A 20,351-nucleotide genomic window follows, 5' to 3' on the forward strand; every position below is an offset into this window, starting at 1 on the left:
TTACTCAAACGGGCTTGTATCACCACAGCCAACACGCAAAATCTTAATTTCATCTTCCGACAAATCGATTACCGTGGTTGCTTGCTCGGCTAAGTGGCCACCGTGAATAATTAAATCAACGTGTTTATCTAATCGCTCTAATATTTCATCAGGATCTGATTCTGTAAACTGCTCACCTGGTAAAATTAAAGAACACGACATTAACGGCTCACCAAGTTCGGCAAGCAACGCACAGGCTATTGGGTGTTCAATTACACGCATGCCAATGGTTTTTTTCTTGTCGTTTAATAAACGTTTAGGGACTTCTTTTGTGCCTTTAAAAATAAAGGTATATGGCCCTGGCGTATTATTTTTAATGAGTCTAAATAGCTGGTTATCTACGCGTGCATAAGTAGATAACTCCGATAAATCACGACAAACTAGCGTAAAATTATCGTTTTTTTCAATACCACGAATACGCTCTATGCGCTCTTTGGCTTGCTTATTACCAATGTTACAACCGATGGCGTAACCCGAATCTGTTGGGTAAACAACAACGCCGCCTTGTTTAATAATATCAACGGCTTGACTAATCAGTCTCGGTTGCGGGTTATCAGGATGAATATGAAATAATTGACTCATGTTAATGCCCCTTCTTCTCCTTCCCAAGCTTGCCAAACACCTTGGCAGTCTTTTGGTAGGTATAAATTTTTGCCAAGCTCTAAATAGCTTGTCGGAAAATGAAAATCAGACCCTTGCGAGCAAAGTAGCCCGTACTCACGGCTGAGTTCACCTAAAAATTGACGTTCGCTTGGCGCCTGTTGAGGTTGTGCAACTTCCATTGCGTCCCCTCCTACACTTTTAAATTCTACTAATAATTTGCGTAGCCACTTATTTGACATTTGATAGCTACTTGGATGCGCAAGTACAGCAACACCACCAGCGGCATGTATGGCCTCAATAGCGGTTTGCATGGTGCACCAGCAACTTGGTACGTAGCCTGTTTTGCCACGCCCTAAGTACTTTTTAAAAACACCCGGGAAATTTTTAGCAACACCGCGCTCAATAAGGGCACGTGCAAAATGTGCACGCGTTATTTGCGCGTCTTTTGCCAGCTCTTTAGCTTGCTCGTAAATGCCATCAAAGCCATTTTTTGCAAGGCGAACACCAATCTCTAGTGCACGCTCTTCTCGCTTTTGCTGCTGAGCTGATAATAAAGAGGTAAGGTCAATATTATTAATATCAATATTTAAACCTACAATATGAATTTCGAAGCTTTCCCATTTAGTAGACACTTCGGTACCCGTTATTAATGAAAGCGGTAAGTTTTCTGCTTCAATAAATTGCTGCGCAGGCTTAATAGCCGCCACAGTGTCATGATCGGTAATAGCAAACACATCAATATTTTTATCAACAGCGCGATGCAATAATTCTTCAACCGTTAAACGCCCGTCTGAATGTGTGGTATGGCTATGTAAATCATATTTTATCAAAAGAAAACTGCTTAAAATTAAGGGTTACTGGTGTTTATGTAAGTATAACAACTTTTTTGACTAAATTGTTTTAAATAAACACTTGACACAAAAGCATAAGATACGTTTTACTGTAGCCACTTTCAGACACATTAAGAATTAACAATAATGATCAATTCAAACTTAAACACTATTTGGTGGTGGCACTCGTAATTATCGGGTGATGAATTGTCGTGTCTAACAAAAATTCAAAACCCGCAACTATGCGGGTTTTTTTATAACTAAATTTTACGAAATGTATACGTTAAAAATATTTAATAAATTTTGAGGCAGAAAAACATGAATAACGGTCTTACTCTTACACATCGTTGGTGGTGGCGCCTGATATAGCGGGACGGTAATGATCTGTTTGTAATTTAGATATCGTTATTCAAACCCCGCATTGCTAAAGCATTGCGGGGTTTAATTTTTTGAGGGAATGAGGTTTGATTTTTAGTCATATAACTACCACACCAGGCGAAGTAACAAGCATTACGCAAGTACGCGACTATATTAGTAGTCCTCTTGCATTATACGCGGCACTTGATAAGCCTAACTCACTACTGCTTGAATCGGCTGAGATTGATTCTAAAGACAGTGTAAAAAGTTTAATTTTAGTCGACTGTGCACTGCGCATTGTATGCCAAGGTAAAACAGTCACTATTACTGCTCAATCTAATAATGGGCAACAGCTACTTAGCTACTTGCAGGCAAATGTTAAAAGCTGTGATGCCACTTTAGACGGCGCAACGCTTACCCTGTGTTATTTAGACACTAGCGGCGATACTGACGAAGCGAGTAAACTAATTGCAGATAACGCATTTAGCGCTCTGAGAACTTGTATTAACAGTATTAAAAGCACAACTAACAATCCATTTTCGTTATTTTTAGGCGGTGTATTTGCCTACGATATGGTAGCAAACTTTGAGCAGTTAAGTGATGTACCTGATGGCGAAAACACCTGCCCAGATTACGTATTTTATTTAGCCGAAACCTTAGTTGTTATTGATCATCAAAAACAAACAACCGAACTCATTGGTAATGTATTTAACGGCCCAGACGTACACGCTAACTGCTTTGAAGTAGGTAAAGAGCTAGAGCGCTTAAATACGCTGTGCGATAACGCTTCAGAATTTAGTGCGGATATGCAAAGTGGACAATGTGAGGTAAGCGTTGATATAGACGATGACACATACTGCGAGCAAGTGGTTAAGCTTAAAAAGAATATTGTAGACGGTGATATTTTTCAGGTAGTGCCGTCGCGTACATTTTCACTACCTTGTCCTGACGCTTTGCATGCTTATAGCCAGCTTAAAAAGCAAAATCCAAGTCCGTATATGTTTTATATGCGCGATGAAGACTTTGCTTTATTTGGCGCATCGCCTGAATCAGCACTTAAATACACAGTGCAATCTCAGCAAGTTGAAGTATACCCAATTGCTGGCACTCGCCCACGTGGCAAATTTGCTAATGGGCAAATAAACCCAGACCTAGACAGCCGTATCGAACTTGAACTTAGAAACGATCAAAAAGAGCGCGCCGAGCATTTAATGCTTGTCGATTTAGCCCGTAACGACGTAGCACGTATTAGTGTTGCAGGTACTCGTTTTGCCAAAGAGCTATTAAAAGTAGACCGTTATTCACAAGTAATGCATTTAGTGTCACGCGTTGTTGGCACACTAAAACCCGAGCTTGATGCACTGCATGCTTACCAAGCTTGTATGAACATGGGCACGCTTGTTGGTGCACCAAAGGTTCGGGCTGCTGAGCTTGTACGTCAAACTGAAGGTAAACGCCGTGGCAGTTATGGCGGCGCTGTGGGTTACTTAACCGGTGACGGTGCAATGGATAGCTGTATTGTTATTCGCTCAGCTTTTGTTAAAAATAACAAAGCGTATGTGCAAGCAGGTGCCGGTGTGGTGTTTGACTCAGATCCTATTTCAGAAGCAAACGAAACTCGCGCTAAAGCACAAGCGGTTATCACCGCCATAAAATCTACGTATAAGGCGGTATAAAATGAGTAAAGCGAATCCTATTAAAATCTATTTTTTAGATAACTTTGACTCATTTACATATAACCTTGTTGATGAGCTTACGATGCTTGGCTGCGAACTGGTTGTTTACAGAAACAACATTAGCGCTGAGGTTATCTTTAACAAAATGCGCCAAGAGCAAGGCCAAGTACTATTAGTACTTTCGCCTGGCCCTGGAACACCAAGCGATGCAGGCTGTTTAATGGAGCTTATTGAGCTCTCTAAAGGTCACTTCCCAATGCTAGGCATTTGTTTAGGCCAACAAGCATTAACACAAAGTTACGGTGGAGTAATCGGTCATGCTGGTGAAACCGTACATGGTAAGTCTTCAATTATTAATTTAGGCGAGCATCCTGTATTTGATGGTATGGGCAATACAATGCCTGTAGCACGTTACCATTCATTAATGGCAACAAAGGTGCCTGATAATATTGAGGTTATTGCCCAGTATGAAGATATCCCTATGGCTATTTATCATCATGGTGACAACGCATTGGGTTACCAGTTTCATCCAGAATCAATACTAACGCCAAACGGCGCAATGCTACTCCAGCAAAGTGTCGCTTACTTAACACGCGCTAAATAAAAGAGGACATTATGAGTACACAACCAGAACAACCCATAAATGTTCAACACGCGATTGAGCAACTAATTACTGGGCAATCATTAAGCTACGCAGACGCCAAAGCGCTTTTTGATGAAATAATGCAAGGTAATATGAGTGAAATTGAACTAACCGCCCTACTTATAAGCCTTAAAATTAAAGGCGAAGTAAGCGACGAGATTGCAGGCGCTGCAGCTTCAATGCGCGAAAACGCCGTTGCTTTTACTACCAGCAGTACGCAACTTGCCGATAGCTGTGGCACTGGTGGCGATGGTTCAAACACAATTAATATAAGTACAACGGCTGCAATTGTTGCCGCTGCTGCCGGTATTAACATGGTAAAACATGGTAATCGCAGTGTATCGAGTAATTCAGGCTCAGCCGATTTACTCAAAACCCTGGGCATTAATATAGATATGAGCCCAGAGCAAGCTGCAAGATGTCTTGAGCAAACCAATTTTACCTTTTTGTTTGCACCGCACTATCACAGTGGCGTACGCCATGCGATGGGCGTACGAACATCGCTTAAAACACGCACTATTTTTAATATTTTAGGTCCGCTTGCTAACCCTGCAGCACCTGAAGTGCAATTGTTAGGTGTGTATAACGAAGCGTTGTGTATGCCAATGGCACAAACACTTAAAACCCTTGGCACAAAGCGCGCTATGATTGTTCACGGCTCGGGCACTGACGAAATAGCCCTACACGGCCCAACAACGGTAGTTGAGCTAAATAATGGCGAGATTACGCAGTACACACTAAACCCAAGCGACTTTGACCTTGCAAACTATTCACTTGAACAACTCGCTGGTGAAGGCCCACAATACAACGCAAATGCTAGCCTCGCCATCTTGCAAGGCAAAGGCACAGATGCACATAATGCTGCTATTGTGGTTAACGTAGCTGCCCTTCTATACCTAACAGGTAAAGCAGAAACGTTAAAAGAAGGGGCAAAACAAGTACAAACATTATTAAGTTCAGGGCAAGCCATGAACACACTAAGTGCAATTATTGAGGTAAGTAATGGCTAATGTATTAGACAAAATTGTTGCTGATAAAAAATTAGAACTAATTGAAAGAAAAGCTGCACGCCCGCTTGAAAGCTTTAAGCATCTTGCAGTGCCTACAAGCCGTAGTTTTTATAAAGCACTTGCAGCACCTGGCACTCAGTTTATTTTAGAGTGTAAAAAAGCATCGCCTTCAAAAGGGTTAATTAGAAACCCATTTGATTTAACTGAAATTACCTCAGTTTATAAAAAATACGCTACCTGCATGAGTGTGTTAACTGATGCTAAATATTTTCAAGGCAGCTTTGACTACCTCGAATTTGTGCGCAGCCAAGTAGAACAACCGCTTATCTGTAAAGACTTTTTTATAGATGAGTACCAAGTGTACATGGCACGTATTTATGGTGGTGACGCTATATTACTGATGCTTTCGGTACTCGATGACGAAAGCTATAAAGCACTGTATGCTGTTGCCGATTCACTTAATATGTCGGTGTTAACCGAAGTAAGTAATGAAGAAGAAGTACACCGCGCACTTGCACTTGATGCACAAATTATTGGTATTAATAACCGCGATTTACGCGATTTAAGCACCGATTTAGCCACTACTGAAAAACTACGAAAGCTTATTCCGGCTGATAAAGTGGTTATTTCGGAATCTGGTATTTACACCCATCAAGACGTAAAACGTTTAGCTCCTCTATGCGATGGCTTTTTAATTGGCAGCTCACTTATGGGCGAGCGTGATTTAGAGCAAGCATGTCGCCGTGTTATTTTAGGTGACAATAAAGTATGTGGTTTAACACGTAGCCAAGATGCACAAGCGGCATATCAAAACGGTGCTGTTTATGGTGGTTTAATTTTTCATCCTAAATCGCCTCGCTATGTCGATTTAGATTGCGCAAGAGAGCTGAGCCAAAGCGCACCACTTAACTTTGTTGGTGTATTTGTAGATGCTCCCATTGAGCAAGTTGCTCAATACGCAAGTGTGCTAAAATTGGCGGCAGTTCAATTACATGGCCAAGAAAGTGACGATTACATTGCTGACTTGCGTACACAGTTACCAACTAATTGCGAAATTTGGAAAGCCCAAGCAATAAAAGATGCATTGCCAACGCCTGTAAATGGGGTTGATCGACACCTTTACGATACGCACAGTGATACACAAGCTGGCGGTACTGGTAAAGCATTTGATTGGTCGGTGCTTAGCGGCGCAACTACACCATTTATGCTCGCTGGAGGCTTAAATCCAGACAATATTAAAGATGCGCTTTTTAAAGGTGCCTTAGGCCTTGACTTAAACTCAGGCGTTGAAGAATCTGCGGGTAAAAAGTGCCCTAACAAATTACATAATGCTTTCACAAGCATCAGAAATTATTGAGGTTAAAATGCAAAATCCAGCTTATTTTGGCGAGTTTGGCGGTATGTTTGTACCCGAGTTACTTGTCCCTGCGCTTAAGCAGTTAGAAAACGAATTTAACAAAGCACAAAAAGATCCTGAGTTTCAGGCAGAGCTAAGTAAATTATTAAACGAGTATGCGGGTCGTCCTACCCCACTTACTTTAACGCGCAATTTAGTTAAAAACCCAAAAGTAAAACTGTATCTAAAGCGTGAAGACTTATTACACGGCGGCGCACACAAAACGAATCAAGTACTTGGCCAAGCGTTACTTACTAAGCGTATGGGTAAAAAACAAGTTATTGCTGAAACAGGTGCTGGTCAACACGGTGTTGCAACCGCGCTTGCATGTGCATTACTAGGTTTAAAGTGTCGTATTTATATGGGCGCAAAAGACGTTGAACGTCAGCAACCTAACGTATTTAGAATGAAGTTAATGGGCGCAGAGGTTATTCCGGTAACAGCGGGTTCTGGCACATTAAAAGATGCCGTAAATGAAGCGCTGCGTGACTGGTCAGCAAACTACCAAGACGCGCACTACCTACTAGGTACAGCTGCGGGTCCTCACCCATTCCCAACAATTGTACGCGAGTATCAAAAAATTATTGGTGAAGAAGCTAAGCAACAAGTACTTAAAGCAGAAGGTCGTTTACCTGACGCTGTTATTGCCTGTGTTGGTGGTGGTTCAAACGCAATTGGTATGTTTACTGATTTTATTGACGAGCCAGGCGTTAAATTAATTGGTGTTGAGCCTGCTGGTAAAGGTCTTGATACAAATGAGCACGGTGCAACAATTTGTAAAGGCACTAAAGGCATATTACACGGTACTTATACGTATATTATGCAAAATGACGATGGCCAAATTGAAGAGTCTTACTCTGTATCAGCGGGCCTTGATTACCCAGCTGTTGGTCCTCAACATGCATTTTTACACGAAACTGGTCGCGCTCAATACGTGGGTATTACCGATACAGAAGCGCTTGATGCGTTTCAGTCGCTTGCTAAAAATGAAGGTATTATTCCGGCACTTGAATCAAGCCATGCGTTAGCTTATGCGCTTAAGTACGCAGAGGAGCTAACCGAGGAAAGTGTTATAGTGATTAATTTAAGTGGTCGTGGCGATAAAGATTTAGCACACGTTCACAATGTACTAACTGAAAGAGGTCAGCTATGAGCCTAGTAAAAACGGATCGTTACGGCAAAATGTTTGCAGCGCTTAACGAGCAAAAACAAGGTGCGTTTGTACCATTTGTAACGATTGGCGACCCAGGTAAAGAGCAAAGTATTGCGATTATTAAAAGTCTGATTGACGGGGGCGCTGATGCGCTTGAGCTTGGTATTCCGTTTTCTGACCCAATTGCAGATGGTCCAGTAATTCAAAAAGCTAATATTCGCGCCCTCGATGTGCACATTAATACCCAAGATTGCTTTGATATTATTAAAGAAATACGTGAGTATAATGCCGATATTCCAATTGGCTTATTATTGTATTCAAACCTTGTGTTTAAACGCGGTATAGAAGCATTTTATAAAGATGCAAAAGCAGTAGGCGTAGACTCAATTTTAGTGGCTGATGTGCCTTTACATGAATCTAAAATGTTTAGAAAGTCAGCTATGGATAACGGTGTAGACCCAATTTTTATTGCAACACCAAATGCAGATGACGACACACTTCGCCAGTGCGCCTCTTACGGTCGTGGTTACACGTATTTACTATCGCGCGCAGGTGTTACCGGTACCGATACTAAAGCACAAATGCCTGCTGGTAATATTGTTACTAAATTAAAAGAATACCATGCAGCCCCTGCTCTTTTAGGGTTTGGTATTTCAACGCCAGATGGTGTAAAAGCGGCTCTTAATGCAGGAGCAGCCGGTGCTATTTCAGGCTCTGCTGTGGTTAAAATTATTGAAGCTAACCTTAATGATTTACCAACAATGACCGCGCAACTAAAAGCATTTGTAGCTGATATGAAAGCAGCTACATCGCTATAAGCTAACTAGGGCGTGTTTTATACGCATTAAAAAAAGGGCATTTAAAATGCCCTTTTTTGTTTTTTAAAATCAAACGCTGTATCAATATCCAAACGTTTTAAAAAGAAAACTAGTGAGCTTGGTGTTTACCCTCTAAAATCTCTTCAATAAATTTAGCATTGAATGCTTCTAAATCAGCTGGGCTTCGGCTCGTTACTAAGCCTTTATCTACACATACTTCTTGGTCAACCCAATTGGCACCTGCATTAATTAAATCGCTTTTAATACTTGGAAAAGAGGTAATAGTACGGTCACGCAGTTTATTAATTTCGGCTAACAGCCACGGCGCATGGCAAATAGCAGCAACGGGTTTGTTTTTTTCTGCCCCAAAAAAGCCATCAATAAAGGCTTTAGCATCTTTATCTTGGCGTAAACTGTCTGGGTTAAATAAACCACCAGGTAGCATAAGCGCGTCGTAATCAGCAGGGTCTGCGTTTGTAACTAGTTTATCTACTGTTACCTTATCGCCCCACTTGTCTTCATCCCAGCCCGTAATTTGGCCTTCTTTAATTGATACTATCTCGATGTTTGCACCAGCATCAAGTAATGCGCTGCGTGGAGATAAAAGCTCACTTTGCTCAAATCCATCAGTGGCTAGAATTGCAATTTTTTTGCCTTGTAAACGCGTGCTTGTTTGTAATGTACTCATTGAGATCTCCTTATGTTATACCAACCTGCATAAATCTTTGAGCAATTTAACGAATTAAATCGCACTATAACGTTGTTAAAAATCTTTCATTTAGAACAACTAAATACGAAAAATTTTTGCCTAGTTCTAGCGTGATTTTCTTAACGTTCAATAGACCCCATATATAAGCTGATTGGTATTGTTTAAAAATATGTTCGAAACACACAGTTAAACAGCATAATGCATGCCGATAACAAGCAATTGAAAATAAAGGATTTAATGTCTGTGGGATTTATAATGCCATGTAAATCATTTAGAGATTATGAATAATCTACATAGGTGCGAATTTATTTCCAGCTCATATAATTTAAAGCCACCAAACGCGAGGTGCAAAACCTCACCTACGACATATACCCGTAGGTGCGAATTTACTTCGCGCTCATGTAACTTATCTATCAATACGGGGTTTAAAACCTTAAATAAATTTAAAGTAGATCTTTTAACGCTTTAGCCGGTTTAAAAACCGCTTTATTTGCGCCTTCTATTTCAATTGCTGCGCCTGTTTGCGGGTTACGCCCAGTACGCGCTGGATAGTAACTTAATGCAAACGTACCAAAGCCATTAATTTGAACTTGATCGCCCTCAGAGAGCGATTTAGTAATTACTTTTTGCAAGCTTGAAAGCGCCGCTTGAGAATCTTTTTTTGTTAATTCACTTTTGTGTGCAATGGCAGCAACGAGTTCTGCTTTATTCATTTTAGGCTCCTAAATACACGCCAAATCAGTGTTGGTTAAGCGTGGGAATATGATGATATAAAAAATACCAAACCAAATTGGCAATAAAGCCACGCAGGCTAAGGGTTACAGGGCAACAAGTCAACCTTGTAGTTGCTAAGCTTTATGTGGTAAAAAGCCTTTGACTCTTTTTTGTATAATTTAGGTAGTATATGCACGCATTAATTGAATACATCCCACTCATACTGTTTTTTGCAGTTTTCAAGCTAGTCGATATTTACTGGGCTACCGGTTTATTAATGGCCACTACGCTCATTCAAGTTGCTTATAGCTACTTTAAACATGGAACTGTGCCTACTCGTCAGTGGATATTTTTTGGCATTGCTGCTGTGTTTGGTACGTTAACGCTGGTACTTCATGATGAGCAATACATAAAATGGAAAGCAACACTCATATACGCAGGTTTAAGCTTAACGTTACTTGTTAGCCGTTATGTACTTAAGAAAAATCTCGTTAAAAAAGCGCTTAGTTCAATACTCGAAAATGCTAATGATACAAAACAAGCCATTGTTGTCCCAGAACCATTATGGGATAAGCTTAACCTAATGTGGGTTGCTATAACTGCTGGCATCGCAGCACTAAACATTTATATTGCATATAATTTTTCGCTCGACTTTTGGGTTAATTTTAAAGTGTTTGGTTTAATGGGTATTACCTTTGTGAGTATTTTTGCCACTATTATTGCCTTGTACAAATACCTCCCTAGTGAAGAACCAGCAAAGTAAGCCCCCTCGTCATAAAAATGTCGTCTTAGCTTGATAGTTTATTAAAAAAACAAGTTGAGACGACCTTGAACGCCAATCAATATCGCTGGTTTGAATTTACCCTCATTTTTGTGTTACTACCCTCGTTGGGTTTTGTATTACGCGAGTATTTAGCTAACTGGCTTATTCCTGCGCTTATTATTTTAATGAGCGTGTGTTGTATGTTGCTACTGGGCGATCCGCATTTTAAACGTTTTAGGCTTACAAGCCTTGGGCAATTTTCTGCTGTTAAAAAACGTGTGTTTAGCTTCTTTTTTTTAGGTGCACTGTTCTCAGGTATGTTTTACGGGATTATTCATCAGGGCAACTGGTTTACCCTTCCCCGCAACTCGTTTAATGATTGGCTTTTACTGTTGCTACTCTACCCAATACTGTCGGTTATTCCTCAAGAGTTAATATTCAGAACGTATTTTTTTCATCGTTATAAACGCATCATGCCCAAAAAAGCAGTGCGTATTGTAGTTAGTGCGAGTGTATTTGCGTTAGCGCATATTGTGTATGCAAATTGGATTGCAGTAGCCTTAGCATTTTTAGGTGGCTTACTGTTTGCCTATACCTATGCACAAAGCCGCTCAACCGTCGTGTGTGTTATTGAGCATAGTTTATGGGGGATATGGATGTTTACACTCGGGATTGGCAGCTACCTCGATTCAGGCGCTATGAGTTAATGCTGTTTTGTTATTAATTATGACAACAAAGAAAGCACAAAGCGCATAAGTATTTTGATGCTGTAAATTAATCACAATACTTATGCGATGGCTGCACGATAGTTATTAATGAGGGACTACTGAGGTACTCTTACAACCCCTTCCATTAATACACGTGCACTTCGGCTCATACTTGCTTTGGTAACTAGCCAGTTGCCAGCATTATTTTTAGCCTCAGCACCTACTTTTAGCGTGCCCGACGGATGACCAAAGTTAACTTCACTCAATGCGCCTCCACCAGCGGCTATATTTACGAGTGTGCCTTCAATTGCTGCGGCAGTGCCAATAGCTACAGCGGCTGTGCCCATCATGGCATGATGCAGTTTACCCATCGACATAGCGCGTACTAATAAGTTGATATTGGCAGCCTCAATAATTTTACCGCTAGACGCTTTGTAATCTAAAGGCGCTGCAACAAACGCAACCTTTGGTGTATGTTGGCGAGCTTGCGCTTCACTAATGTTAGTGATTAAGCCCATTTTAACAGCGCCATAAGCACGAATGGTTTCAAGCTTTTCAAGCGCTGCAACATCGTTATTTATATCGTCTTGCAGCTCTGTGCCGGTATAACCAATATCAATGGCGTTAATAAATATGGTAGGAATACCTGCATTTATCATTGTTGCTTTTAAAGTACCAACACCCGGTACTTCTAAATCATCAACTACATTACCAGTTGGAAATAACGCGCCATCGCCATCAGCGGGGTCAATAAATTCAAGTTTTACTTCAGCTGCTGCAAATGTAACGCCATCGAGCTCAAAGTCGCCGGTTTCTTGTACTTCGCCATTTGTCATGGGGACATGCACTAATATGCTTTTTTTAATATTAGCCTGCCACACACGCACGATAGCAACACCGTTATCGGGTACTCTGCTTTTATCGACCAAACCATTACTAATGGCAAAAGCACCCACTGCTGAGGTTAAGTTACCGCAGTTACCGCTCCAATCTACAAAAGGTTTATCTATCGCCACTTGACCAAATAAATAATCTACATCGTGGTCAGTTTGCTCACTTTTACTTAAAATTACAGTTTTACTGGTACTTGATGTAGCACCACCCATGCCATCCGTTTGTTTGGCATACGGATCGGGGCTGCCAATAACGCGCAGTAATAAATTATCGCGCGCCTCGCCTGCTACTTGAGCAGGCTTTGGCAAATCAGTTAAATTAAAAAATACACCTTTACTGGTGCCGCCACGCATATAGGTTGCAGGCACTTTAATTTGCGGTTTAAACATAATGCTTGCCCTTATGCAGATTGCGTTGCTTCTAAAAAGTCTTGTGCAAAGCGTTGTAACACACCACCAGCCGCGTAAATAGAAAGCTCTTCTTGGGTATCAATACGGCACTTCATAGGCACAGTGAGTACTTCACCATCTTTACGGGTAATACTTAAATTAACGGTGGCACCTGGTTTTAAATCGCCTGATACATCGTACGTTTCGCTGCCATCCAGCTCTAGAGTTTTACGCGTTGTGCCTGCTTTAAACTCAAGCGGTAAAACCCCCATACCAATTAGGTTAGTACGGTGAATACGCTCAAAACCTTCAGCTGCTATTACTTCAACGCCTGCAAGTCTTACGCCTTTTGCGGCCCAATCGCGCGACGAACCTTGCCCGTAATCGGCACCGGCTACAATAATAAGCGGTTGTTTACGCTCCATGTAGGCTTCGATTGCTTCCCACATACGAGTATTAGTACCTTGTGGCTCTAAGCGTGCGTAGGAGCCTTGCTTAACTTCGCCGTTTTCATCAAGTACCATTTCATTAAGTAGTTTAGGGTTTGCAAATGTTGCACGCTGCGCTGTTAAATGATCGCCCCGGTGCGTTGCGTACGAGTTGTAGTCTTCCTCTGGGACGTTCATTTTGGTCAGGTATTCACCAGCAGCACTACTTGCCATAATTGCGTTTGATGGCGATAAATGATCGGTTGTAATGTTATCGCCAAGAACTGCAAGCGCACGCATACCGGTCATTGTGCGCTCACCCGCAAGTGCACCTTCCCAATAAGGAGGGCGACGAATGTACGTACTTTCTGGGCGCCAGTCGTAAAGTGGATCGTTATCTTCACCGTAATCTACGGTTAAATTAAACATCGGCTCGTATACTTTTCTAAACTGCTCTGGCTTAACGCTTTGCTTAATTACTGCATCAATCTCTTCATCTGACGGCCATAAATCTTTAAGCGTAATATCGTTGCCTTGTTGATCTTGCCCTAGTATCCCTTTTTCAATATCAAAGCGAATAGTACCTGCAATAGCGTACGCAACAACTAAAGGAGGTGACGCTAAAAATGCTTGTTTAGCATAAGGATGAATACGCCCATCAAAGTTACGATTACCCGAAAGCACCGCGGTAGTGTATAAATCGCGATCGATCACTTCTTTTTGAATAACAGGGTCAAGGGCACCGCTCATACCGTTACACGTTGTACACGCAAAACCAACAATACCAAAGCCAAGTTGCTCAAGCTCTGTTAGTAAGTTTGCATCTTCAAGGTATGATTGCACCGCTTTTGAGCCTGGTGCTAATGAAGTTTTAACCCAAGGTTTACGCATTAAACCCTTAGCATTTGCGTTACGGGCAAGTAGTGCAGCGGCAATTACATTGCGTGGATTACTCGTATTAGTACAGCTAGTAATAGCGGCAATAATACACGCGCCGTCTGGCATTAAGCCTTCTTCATTTTCAACAACACCCGAAATACCTTCTTTAGCTAAATCGCTTGTCGATACACGGCGGTGTGGATTAGATGGACCGGCAATATTGCGCCCCACGCTTGATAAATCAAACTTAAGCACACGCTCATATTTTGCGGTTTTTAAGCTATCGCTCCAAAGGCCTGCTGTTTTAGCGTAGTTTTCTACAAGGGCTATTTGTTCTTCTTCACGGCCTGTTAAACGCAAGTAATCTATTGTTTTATCATCGATATAAAACATGGCTGCAGTTGCGCCAAATTCAGGCGTCATGTTCGAAATGGTTGCTCTGTCGCCAAGAGTAAGCGCGTCGGCACCTTCACCGTAAAACTCTAAATAAGTAGAAACAACACGTTGCTCACGTAAAAATTCAGTAATGGCCAACACAATATCGGTAGCGGTAATACCGGGTTGGCGCTTACCTGTTAGCTCAACACCGACAATATCAGGTAGGCGAATATAAGAAGCACGACCAAGCATCACGCTTTCAGCTTCAAGCCCACCTACGCCCACAGCAATAACGCCCAGCGCATCAACATGTGGCGTGTGGCTGTCGGTACCAACTAAGGTATCTGGGAATGCAATGCCATCTCGGTTTTGAATAACCGGCGACATTTTTTCAAGGTTAATTTGATGCATAATGCCGTTACCCGGTGGAATAACGTCAATATTTTTAAACGCAGTTTTAGTCCAGTTTATAAAGTGGAAACGGTCATCATTTCGTCTGTCTTCAATGGCGCGGTTTTTTTCAAATGCGTCAGGATCAAAACCGGCATGCTCTACCGCTAACGAATGATCCACTATTAACTGCGTGGGTACTACCGGATTCACTTTTGCCGGATCGCCGCCTTTGGCTGCAATTGCATCACGCAAACCGGCTAAATCAACAAGTGCTGTTTGCCCTAAAATATCGTGGCACACCACACGCGCCGGATACCACGGAAAATCTAAATCTTGTTTGCGCTCAATCAGCTGATTAAGTGCATCAGTTAACATGGCAGGATCGCATCGGCGTACTAGGTTTTCGGCAAATACACGTGATGAATAAGGTAGCGTGGCGTATGCACCTGGCTTAATTGCATCTACGGCTTCTTGCGTATCGTAGTAGTCGACATTTGAGCCCGGCAGAGGTTTACGGTATTGGGTATTATTAATTATGGTCATGGTAAGGGTTCGCTAATTTGGTGACGGATGTAGTACCAATTTTATGGAGAGTGCAATTGGTATTTTTCAAGAAAGGCTTTAGGTTTGTAGTTGTTTTTATTATATAAAGCATTAAAGCCGTAAAGGTGAGCCATTGGCTCACCTTAGTTAAAAATAATTAACTTCTTGATTCGATTGGTGTGTAACTACGTGCATCAGGCCCTGTGTAATCGGCACTTGGGCGAATAATACGGTTGTTAGCGCGTTGCTCTTTTACATGCGCAGTCCAACCAGTAACGCGGCTCATTACAAATATTGGCGTAAATAATTTAGTCGGAATATCCATAAAGTGATAAGCAGATGCATGGAAAAAATCGGCGTTACAAAACAGTTTTTTCTCGCGCCACATAATCTCCTCACAACGAACAGACACAGGGTAAAGCACGGTATCGCCCACCTCTGCCGCTAGTTTTTCAGACCATTTTTTAATAATTACATTGCGTGGATCAGACTCGCGATAAATCGCATGGCCAAAACCCATTATTTTGTCTTTACGCTCAAGCATGCCCATAACTTCTTGCTCAGCATGCTCAGCACTTGTAAAGCCTTGAATCATATCCATAGCTGCTTCGTTAGCACCACCATGAAGTGGGCCACGTAGCGTACCAATCGCACCTGTTACACAAGAGTGAATATCAGAAAGCGTTGATGCACACACACGACCCGCAAATGTAGAAGCATTAAACTCATGCTCTGCGTATAAAATTAGTGATACGTTCATCACTTGTGCAAATAAATCACTAGGTGCTTTGTCATGTAACAGCGTTAAAAAATGTGCGCCAACAGAGTCGTCATCTGTTTGTGTTTCAATGCGTACGCCATCGTGTGTAAAGCGGTACCAGTAACAAATAATACTTGGGAACACTGCAATCATACGGTCGATTGCATCATTAGCTTCGCTAAAATCAAGCTCCATCTCAAGGTTACCCAACATTGAGCAGCCCGTGCGCATTACATCCATTGGATGCGCGTCTTTAGGAATGTTTTCAAGCACAGTTTTAAGTGCATCTGGTAAGCCGCGTAAGCTTTTAAGTTTAGCTTTATACTCAGCCAGTTCGTTTGTTGTAGGTAACTCACCGCGTGAAAGTAAAAAAGACACTTCTTCAAACTGCGCTTTTTCAGCAAGTTCGCTAATATCGTAACCACAATACGTTAAACCAGAACCACTTTGCCCAACAGTACACAATGCTGTTTGACCAGCCACTTGTCCGCGTAAACCCGCGCCGCCTAATGCTTTATCTACCATGATCTTCTCCTATCTTAAATTTGTGTGTGATTGTTGGACGTATTGAACTTTGTAGATTGAAATTTGTTCAATCTAGGGGCGATTAAATCGCGGCGCGAGGTTTGTAACCTAGTGGACTAAGTAAAAACCGAGCAACAAAGAGATAATCGTCCCTAGAAAGAACCCGACGGGCAGCGCATGTTTGGTGTTTATGCTGCGTTATCGCCTATTTATGGGGAATAACCACACTGCATAGGCTCTGCCTTGCCTAAACACCAAACATACTGCTGCAAATTCAACCACTAAAGATTAATACGCCCAAATTATTATTTGTCAGATTTTGATGAAAAAAGGGTGTCGAGTGTGTTCTCGTACGTGTGGTAATCTAAAAAATCGTAAAGCTCAGAGCGCGTTTGCATATTTTCAATTTGGCTTTGTTGTGAGCCTTCATTCAAAATTGCTGAATACACGTTTAATGCTGCTTTGTTCATGGCTCTAAATGCACTTAGTGGGTAAAGCACCATTTCAACGCCTACATCGCTTAACTGCTCTTTAGTGTAAATTGGTGTTTGGCCAAACTCAGTAATGTTTGCCAAAATTGGAACGTTAATCGCTTTTGCAAATGCTTGGTAATCAGCAAGGTCGTGTACGGCTTCTGCAAAAATAGCGTCAGCACCGGCTTCAACACAGGCAGCTGCACGGTCTATCGCGGCGTTTAAACCTTCTTTTTGAAATGCATCGGTACGCGCCATAATATAAAAATCGCTATCGGTTTTTGCATCAACCGCCGCTTTAATGCGGTCAACCATTTCACCTTGGCTTACAATTTCTTTATTAGGACGATGGCCACAGCGCTTTTGCGCTACTTGATCTTCTATATGAAAACCCGCCGCACCGGCTTTAGTCATTTCTTTTACTGTGCGTGCAATGTTAAACGCCCCACCCCAACCGGTATCGGCATCAACAAGTAGTGGTAAATCGCTAGCACCAGTAATACGACGAATATCTTCAAGCACGTTATCAAGGCTTGTCATACCTAAATCAGGCATACCAAACGAGGCGTTTGCAACACCGGCACCTGAGAGGTAAATAGCTTGGTGACCCATTTTTTCAGCCATCATCGCTGTGTAGGCGTTAATAGTACCTACCACTTGTAACGGGCGGTTATTGGCAATAGCATGTTTAAATTTTAATCCTGCTGACATTACTTTCTCCTCACTTTGAACGGTTGCTACGTGGAGTAACTTATAGTTTTAATCTGTAATTGTGACTGTTTAACTGCTCTTGCTAGCTTTTAGCTTTTAGCTTTTAGCTTTTAACAGCTTATGCTTTCTGCTTAGCTAATAAATCAAATTTGGTTTGAATATTTGCTTGCGATGCACTTATGTGGCGCTTCATAAGCATTTCGGCCAGTTCGCCATCGTGGTTTTCAATCGCGTTAATAATAGCTAAATGCTCATCAAACGCTTTTGATACACGCGGCCCCACCATGCCCATTTGTACACGGTACATCCGTATTAATTGATAGAGCTCGTTACACAGTAAATGAATTAAATGCGCGTTTTTACTGCCTTGAATAATACGGTAATGAAAATCTAAATCGCCGGCTTCTTGATAATAAGACTCGCCCTCTTTAACACGCTGTGTTTGTAGGTGCTGATTAAGTAATTGCTTTAAGCCTTTTACTTCTTCGGGTTCCATATTGTCGGCAGCAAGCCTGCATGCTAAACCTTCAAGCGAACTACGAACTTGATAAACTTCAATCAAGCGTTCAGCGGTAAGGGCAACTACTCGGCAACCTACGTTAGCTTTACGCTCAACAAGGTAGCAACTTTCTAGGCGATTTAACGCCTCTCTAAGTGTTGCACGGCTTACACCATAACGTTTGGCAAGCTCAGGCTCTGATATTTTACTGCCTTGAACTATACTGCCTTCAACAATCTCACGGCGCATATCTACAAATACTTGATCTGATGCGGTAGTTATAGGCGCTTCGTTTAAAAATGTGTGTGTCATAAGTTATTTTTTAGATTGTCGACAATTAATGTGGTTACTATGGGCTTATTAAAAAATCATGTCAACCCTTAAACCTATCAAAATGGCTAAAAAACACACCCATTGTCGACACTATTAACCTAAAGTCGCATAAAAATGGTTTTAAAATGGACTAAAACAGTGAAGTGTCGACAGCGTAATAAATCAGATGTTACGCTTTTTAGCACTGAAAACACCTCACATAAATGCTATTATCGCGCTTTATTTTTATAGTATGAGCTAACGCGTGAACGCCAACACTTTTATTCCTGAGCACTTTATTGATGACGTAAAAACCTATTTACCAGCGCATCTAAACTTAGATGACTTTTTAAATGCGTGTCGTCGGCCGCTCAGAAAATCTATCCGCGTTAATACATTAAAAATTAGCATCGAAGAATTTGTAAAACGTGCAACTGAAAAAAATTGGCTGCTAACCCCAATCCCATGGTGCAGTGAAGGCTTTTGGTTAGAGCGCCCAAGCGATGAAGAGCAAAACCTAGCCCTAGGTAATACCGACTTGCATCTAAGCGGGGCTATGTACGTGCAAGAAGCAAGTTCAATGCTGCCCCCTATCGCATTAAAGCAAAGTATTGAACTCGCAGACTCTCAAAATAACACCGTGCTTGATATGGCATCAGCACCAGGCTCTAAAACATCGCAGCTTGCAGCACTTATGGATAACCAAGGCGTGCTTGTTGCAAATGAGCTTTCGTCATCTCGTTTAAAGGTACTCAGCGCTACCTTAAAACGCATGGGGGTTGGTAACTGTGCGCTCTCACACTTTGATGGCGTTATATTTGGCAACTACATGTTTGAATGCTTTGATAGCATATTGCTAGATGCGCCCTGCTCTGGCGAAGGCACAGTACGTAAAGATGCCGACGCACTAAAAAATTGGTCAATAGAATCAAACATACAAATAGCCCAAGTACAAAAAGACTTAATTAAAAGCGCATTTTATGCATTAAAGCCAGGTGGCACCTTAGTGTATTCAACATGCACACTTACCCCGCTCGAAAACCAACAAGTGTGCGATTATTTACTCAGTGAATTTGGCGACTATATAGCGCCTGAGTCACTAAGTGATTTATTTCAAGGTGCCAGCAAAGCCACCACAAGTGAAGGCTATTTGCATGTTTGGCCGCAAACCTTCGATAGCGAAGGCTTTTTTATTGCTAAATTTAAAAAGTACGCAAGTTGCGATAACTCAAATCAAACTGTTAAAAAAGGTGCATTCCCGTTTAACGAGTTTGATAAAAAACAATGTGCCGCGTTTATGCAATCGCTTAAAAAACACTTTGGGATAACTACCCTGCCTGGCAGCTTAATGCAGCGTGATAAAGAACTATGGTTATTTCCACAAGGGTTTGAAGCCGTACAAAATAAAATTAAGTACGCACGTTTAGGTATTCAAATTGGCATTATTCATAAAAATGGCGTGAGACTAACGCACGAGTATGCAACCGTGTTTGGCAATGAGTGTAAAACTAATATATTTGCCTTAAATAACGAGCAAGCAAATGATTACTTTCAAGGTAAAGATATACGCTTAGCTGAGGCAACTCAAACAATAGGTGAAGTAGTTTTAACACTGTGTGGTTGCCCTATCGGGCTCGGGAAATGGCAAAAAAATAAGATCAAAAACTCACTACCACGCGATCTAGTGCAAAATACGCAGTTAATAAGCTGGGGTTAAACTAAAGTACAAATTACGCATAATTAATCTAA

18 protein-coding genes are annotated in these 20,351 nt (G+C 41.6%); 9 read left to right on the plus strand and 9 right to left on the minus strand.

Translation table 11 applies throughout. The annotated features are described in order from the left end of the window. Both PARC_RS10265 and rnm read right to left on the minus strand, forming a co-directional pair. Entirely contained in the window at positions 1-621 is a 621-nt protein-coding gene (locus PARC_RS10265) for an L-threonylcarbamoyladenylate synthase (protein WP_008169353.1), read from the minus strand. Beyond that, positions 618-1,472: an RNase RNM gene (rnm, locus tag PARC_RS10270; RefSeq protein ID WP_010554217.1), complete on the minus strand. Its 855-nt coding sequence runs from the start codon at positions 1,470-1,472 to the stop codon at positions 618-620. The genes PARC_RS10265 and rnm overlap by 4 nt, the downstream gene beginning before the upstream one ends. Positions 1,473-1,936: 464 nt before the next feature. On the opposite strand from rnm, the gene PARC_RS10275 reads away from it, so the two are divergent. Genes PARC_RS10275 through trpA form a run of 6 tightly spaced genes read left to right on the plus strand, consistent with a single transcriptional unit; the run spans position 1,937 to position 8,525 of the window. Next, positions 1,937-3,505: an anthranilate synthase component 1 gene (locus tag PARC_RS10275; RefSeq protein WP_010554216.1), complete on the plus strand. Its 1,569-nt coding sequence runs from the start codon at positions 1,937-1,939 to the stop codon at positions 3,503-3,505. Position 3,506: 1 nt separating this feature from the next. Continuing rightward, positions 3,507-4,109, plus strand: a complete 603-nt coding sequence (locus PARC_RS10280; protein WP_010554215.1) for an aminodeoxychorismate/anthranilate synthase component II — start codon at positions 3,507-3,509, stop codon at positions 4,107-4,109. A gap of 11 nt (positions 4,110-4,120) precedes the next feature. Continuing rightward, positions 4,121-5,158: an anthranilate phosphoribosyltransferase gene (trpD, locus tag PARC_RS10285; protein WP_010554214.1), complete on the plus strand. Its 1,038-nt coding sequence runs from the start codon at positions 4,121-4,123 to the stop codon at positions 5,156-5,158. Next, positions 5,151-6,515 carry a bifunctional indole-3-glycerol-phosphate synthase TrpC/phosphoribosylanthranilate isomerase TrpF gene (gene trpCF, locus PARC_RS10290; RefSeq protein ID WP_010554213.1) on the plus strand — a complete coding sequence of 455 codons (1,365 nt, stop codon included), beginning with the start codon at positions 5,151-5,153 and terminating at the stop codon, positions 6,513-6,515. Before trpD ends, trpCF begins: the two co-directional genes overlap by 8 nt. 7 nt (positions 6,516-6,522) lie before the next feature. Next, on the plus strand, positions 6,523-7,707 hold the full coding sequence (gene trpB, locus PARC_RS10295; RefSeq protein ID WP_010554212.1) for a tryptophan synthase subunit beta: 1,185 nt from the start codon (positions 6,523-6,525) through the stop codon (positions 7,705-7,707). Then, complete coding sequence (trpA, locus tag PARC_RS10300) at positions 7,704-8,525, plus strand: tryptophan synthase subunit alpha (RefSeq protein WP_010554211.1); 822 nt, start codon at positions 7,704-7,706, stop codon at positions 8,523-8,525. The genes trpB and trpA overlap by 4 nt, the downstream gene beginning before the upstream one ends. Before the next feature lie 109 nt (positions 8,526-8,634). On the opposite strand, the gene PARC_RS10305 is transcribed toward trpA, so the two are convergent. Continuing rightward, positions 8,635-9,213, minus strand: coding sequence for a type 1 glutamine amidotransferase domain-containing protein (locus PARC_RS10305; RefSeq protein ID WP_007582489.1), 579 nt, complete (start codon positions 9,211-9,213; stop codon positions 8,635-8,637). A gap of 464 nt (positions 9,214-9,677) precedes the next feature. After that, a complete protein-coding gene (locus PARC_RS10310) occupies positions 9,678-9,947 on the minus strand; it encodes an HU family DNA-binding protein (protein ID WP_007375441.1) in 270 nt (89 codons plus the stop codon). Positions 9,948-10,138: 191 nt separating this feature from the next. On the opposite strand from PARC_RS10310, the gene PARC_RS10315 reads away from it, so the two are divergent. Next, positions 10,139-10,711 (plus strand): inner membrane-spanning protein YciB, encoded by a 573-nt coding sequence (locus tag PARC_RS10315; RefSeq protein ID WP_010554210.1) that lies wholly within the window; start codon positions 10,139-10,141, stop codon positions 10,709-10,711. Between the two features lie 65 nt (positions 10,712-10,776). Further along, the gene (locus PARC_RS10320; protein ID WP_010554209.1) at positions 10,777-11,418 is read left to right on the plus strand and encodes a CPBP family intramembrane glutamic endopeptidase; all 642 of its coding nucleotides are present in this window, start codon (positions 10,777-10,779) and stop codon (positions 11,416-11,418) included. 116 nt (positions 11,419-11,534) lie between these two features. Here PARC_RS10320 and prpF read toward each other — a convergent pair whose 3' ends face one another. The 5 genes from prpF to PARC_RS10345 all read right to left on the minus strand — a co-directional run bounded on the left by prpF (position 11,535) and on the right by PARC_RS10345 (position 18,602). Then, complete coding sequence (gene prpF / locus PARC_RS10325; protein ID WP_010554208.1) at positions 11,535-12,701, minus strand: 2-methylaconitate cis-trans isomerase PrpF; 1,167 nt, start codon at positions 12,699-12,701, stop codon at positions 11,535-11,537. An 11-nt stretch (positions 12,702-12,712) separates the two neighbouring features. Continuing rightward, a complete protein-coding gene (gene acnD, locus PARC_RS10330; protein WP_007582479.1) occupies positions 12,713-15,322 on the minus strand; it encodes a Fe/S-dependent 2-methylisocitrate dehydratase AcnD in 2,610 nt (869 codons plus the stop codon). A 157-nt stretch (positions 15,323-15,479) separates the two neighbouring features. After that, positions 15,480-16,607 (minus strand): bifunctional 2-methylcitrate synthase/citrate synthase, encoded by a 1,128-nt coding sequence (prpC, locus tag PARC_RS10335; RefSeq protein ID WP_010554207.1) that lies wholly within the window; start codon positions 16,605-16,607, stop codon positions 15,480-15,482. Positions 16,608-16,912: 305 nt separating this feature from the next. Continuing rightward, positions 16,913-17,791, minus strand: coding sequence for a methylisocitrate lyase (gene prpB / locus PARC_RS10340; protein WP_002962361.1), 879 nt, complete (start codon positions 17,789-17,791; stop codon positions 16,913-16,915). Positions 17,792-17,909: 118 nt separating this feature from the next. Beyond that, positions 17,910-18,602 carry a GntR family transcriptional regulator gene (locus PARC_RS10345; RefSeq protein ID WP_002962362.1) on the minus strand — a complete coding sequence of 231 codons (693 nt, stop codon included), beginning with the start codon at positions 18,600-18,602 and terminating at the stop codon, positions 17,910-17,912. Between the two features lie 265 nt (positions 18,603-18,867). On the opposite strand from PARC_RS10345, the gene rsmF reads away from it, so the two are divergent. Next, positions 18,868-20,319: a 16S rRNA (cytosine(1407)-C(5))-methyltransferase RsmF gene (rsmF, locus tag PARC_RS10350; RefSeq protein WP_010554206.1), complete on the plus strand. Its 1,452-nt coding sequence runs from the start codon at positions 18,868-18,870 to the stop codon at positions 20,317-20,319. The last annotated feature ends 32 nt before the right edge of the window (positions 20,320-20,351 follow it).

Origin of the sequence: Pseudoalteromonas arctica A 37-1-2 (genome assembly GCF_000238395.3) — a bacterium.
In the GTDB taxonomy this organism is placed as follows: domain Bacteria; phylum Pseudomonadota; class Gammaproteobacteria; order Enterobacterales; family Alteromonadaceae; genus Pseudoalteromonas; species Pseudoalteromonas arctica.